Consider the following 1,325-nt stretch of genomic DNA (forward strand, 5'->3'; position numbering starts at 1 on the left):
GGCCGTGGTCTGGACAGTGGGCGAGAATATCCTCGTCTACTACCAGGCGGCTCAGCCGATCGGAAACTATCAGACCCAGGCTATGTGGCTGACGATGAACGAAACAGCCGGGACCATCGACATGCAGGGGACCAGCGTCAATGGGCAAACCAGAGTGCTGGTCGATGAAGCGACCGCAGTTGCAGCGGGGATGGATTGTTCATGCCAGCGGTGCATCTCTTGGAATTGGGCTTGCGTGATTCAGAATGGCCTGTGGTGTGCAGCGTGTATCGCCTCATGTGCGTCACCATATAGTTGGGCATGTGTATTTTGTTTATTAGCATCTTGCCCATGGATGTTGAGTTGTTGTAATCAGTATGGATGCTAGGCTCATTCACTCAATTGACGAAGATTTGCTTAGATTTGGCCAACATTCCCGGGTATGGAAGAAGGATGCTGCTCTCGAAATGTCAACGATATTGTATGGGCAGGCCACTGAGGACGGCACATTTTATGCGCCATCTTCAGTGGCCCCCTGTCAACCAGGGAATTGGTAAGTTTTTTGGAAAAGGAGGAGACCTTGCTGCGCAGACTTGGTATTCAAACCCTATCAAAACGAGAGCGGATATCTTTAACTGTATCGACAGTCGTCGCACTCATTGTAACTGGCAATGCTATCATTGATATAGTGTCGAACGGAGTACGGCATTTTTGGTGGCTTGGCTACGGCAATATAGCTATTGGCGTGTTCGGGCTATGGATTTGGGTCATCTTCCATCGACAACTTAGTAAACCCAAAGGACACGTTTTTCGTTGCATGTTAGGCATTTCACTCGCTCTGGTGATGTTATTCGATGTCGTAGCCTGGTTTGCGAATATTTACAATCCCGGGGTTCCAATTATCCAATTTTCACGCCCTGCTCAGTCAATCTTTATAGCAATAATGTTTATTCTGCTTTTTTGCCACAGAAATTGAGCTCAATAATCCCCTTCAAGGGGGCAAAGAGTGACCGATAAGCAGGAAAGACGCGCACCACCAAATCGGGCAAGTGGGCTGCTCTTCATTGCTCTACTTGGCTTTCTTCTCAATCAGCCACCCCCGACCACGGCCGGCCACGAAACGGCCACGCCTGCCCTTTCCTCTCTCGTCGCCATTTCGCTTGTCACCAATCAGAACCCGGATGCTACGAACGCGGCCGATTGGGTCAAGGCCCTCGTCCATGCCTACGCCACAGATACACTGCCGCCTGACATTGAGTTCCCTCTGGCCAACGAAACAACCGACCGGGTGCGCACCATTCCAGGTTTTCAGCACAACGTGGTGGTGAGCTGGCTGGACCCGCTGA

Annotated in this window: 2 protein-coding genes; both read left to right on the plus strand. The window is 50.9% G+C overall.

Annotated features, from left to right (window positions below):
- Positions 1 to 541 precede the first annotated feature (541 nt).
- Positions 542 to 955, plus strand: coding sequence for a hypothetical protein (locus tag D6694_00760; GenBank protein ID RMH48215.1), 414 nt, complete (start codon positions 542 to 544; stop codon positions 953 to 955).
- Between the two features lie 30 nt (positions 956 to 985).
- The coding region (locus D6694_00765; protein RMH48216.1) for a hypothetical protein at positions 986 to 1,325 on the plus strand (340 nt) is incomplete at its 3' end.

The sequence above is a fragment of the Gammaproteobacteria bacterium genome (genome assembly GCA_003696665.1).
In the GTDB taxonomy this organism is placed as follows: domain Bacteria; phylum Pseudomonadota; class Gammaproteobacteria; order Enterobacterales.